This window comes from Streptomyces sp. CO7, from assembly GCF_053474865.1.
Genome location: NZ_JBRIOU010000002.1, coordinates 1638342 through 1639751 on the forward strand (window position 1 = coordinate 1638342; position 1410 = coordinate 1639751).

The following is a 1410-nucleotide window of genomic DNA, read 5'->3' on the forward strand; positions in this document are numbered from 1 at the left end:
GGCCGTGGTGGGGTGGGGAGTCTTGAACTGGTCGACGGTGTGGCCGGTCCTGGTCGCCGTGCTCGCTGCAGCCGTGCTGGGTGGAACCGGATGGATGCTGCTGCGGGCGCACCGCCGCGCGGTGGGGCAGGACCGTGCGTGGCGGGCGCAGGAGGAGGCCCGAGCGCGTGAGTTGGCCATGTCCGAGGTCGACGCCTTGTCGTGGCAGGAGTTCGAGACATACGTCGCGGAGCTGTGCAGGCGGGACGGCTGCACGCAGGTCACGGTCAGCGGCAGGAGCGGTGACCTGGGCGCGGACGTCGTCGGCTACCTGGTCGACGGCCGCAAGCTGGTCGTCCAGTGCAAGAAGTACGCGCCGCAGCGGAGCGTGTCGTCGCAGGACATGCAGAAATTCGTCGGCACCGCCCGCCTCGAGCACGGCGCGGACGTCGCCCTGTTCGTCACCACGTGCCGCACGTTCACGAAGGCCGCGCTGGGTCTGGCGCTGCGCCAGGACATCGTGGCGCTGCACCGTGACCTGCTGGGCTCCTGGGTGAAAGGTGCGCATCTCGAGGCGCTCATCCCACTGAACGGCAGCGGTGGCGGCCCCGGGCGGCGCCCTCCCGCCTGATCACGGGGGTGTGGCCGGGCCTGGTGCGGTGAGTGATACATGGGGGAGGGGTACACCGGCACCAGCCACGTGAAGCAACGGAACAACGTTTTGTTGGCCAGTGATAGGTTGTCCCGCATGTCTTCCGATGCTCGGGATGCTGCCCGTAGGCGGCTGTCCGCTCTCACCGCGCCCGTGGACGCGGCAGGCGGTGAGATCGCGGCGGTCCGGCTCGAGGAGGATTCCGCCCTCATTGGGCGCTTCCTCGCGACGGTCGGCACCCGTGCGGCGGACGGTACGGAGGGTGCGGAGGAGCCGGGCGGAGCGGCCGCCGAGGACAGCGGGGCGGCGCTGAGTCTGCTGGAGGGGATGCGGGCGGCGCTGGACGAGGTGGAGGCGCAGGTGGTCATGGAGGCGCGTCGCCGCGGTCTGGACTGGCGGCAGATCGCCCGCCACCGGGGCCTGAACTCCTCCCAGGCGGCCTCTCAGCGCCATCAGCGGCTGGTGACGCGGCTGGAAGAGATCCGCCAGGGCGTCAGGTGAGGGAGAAGTCGGTGACGCATCAGCAGCCGGAGCTCTTCGCTGCCGTCGATTCGCTTCTCGCCGCGGTCGACGACGGCCGTCTGCTGCCGGCCCCCGCCGAGCGGAGGCGGCTGCGTGAGGCAGCCGGGCTGAGCGAGGCTGCCGTCGCCCAGGCCCTGGGCGCACGGGTGGCGAGCGTCCAGGCGTGGGAGGCCGGCCGCTCGGAGCCCAAGGGTGAGCGCCTGGAGGGTTACCGCCGGCTGCTCGACGGGCTGGCTGCCCGCCACCCCGCCCCCGAC

Annotated in this window: 3 protein-coding genes; all 3 read left to right on the plus strand. The window is 72.0% G+C overall.

The window, feature by feature from the left end; all coding sequences use genetic code 11:
• The first annotated feature begins 4 nt into the window (after positions 1–4).
• On the plus strand, positions 5–610 hold the full coding sequence (locus ACOV8S_RS09600) for a restriction endonuclease (RefSeq protein WP_448317411.1): 606 nt from the start codon (positions 5–7) through the stop codon (positions 608–610).
• 117 nt (positions 611–727) lie between these two features.
• Complete coding sequence (locus ACOV8S_RS09605; protein WP_448317284.1) at positions 728–1132, plus strand: hypothetical protein; 405 nt, start codon at positions 728–730, stop codon at positions 1130–1132.
• Between the two features lie 11 nt (positions 1133–1143).
• On the plus strand, positions 1144–1410 hold a 267-nt coding region (locus ACOV8S_RS09610), incomplete at its 3' end, for a helix-turn-helix domain-containing protein (RefSeq protein ID WP_448317285.1).

Coding starts and splice junctions, on each gene's coding strand:
- ACOV8S_RS09605 (WP_448317284.1), top strand. CDS start 728: ATGTCTTCCGATGCTCGGGATGCTGCCCGTAGGCGGCTGTCCGCTCTC.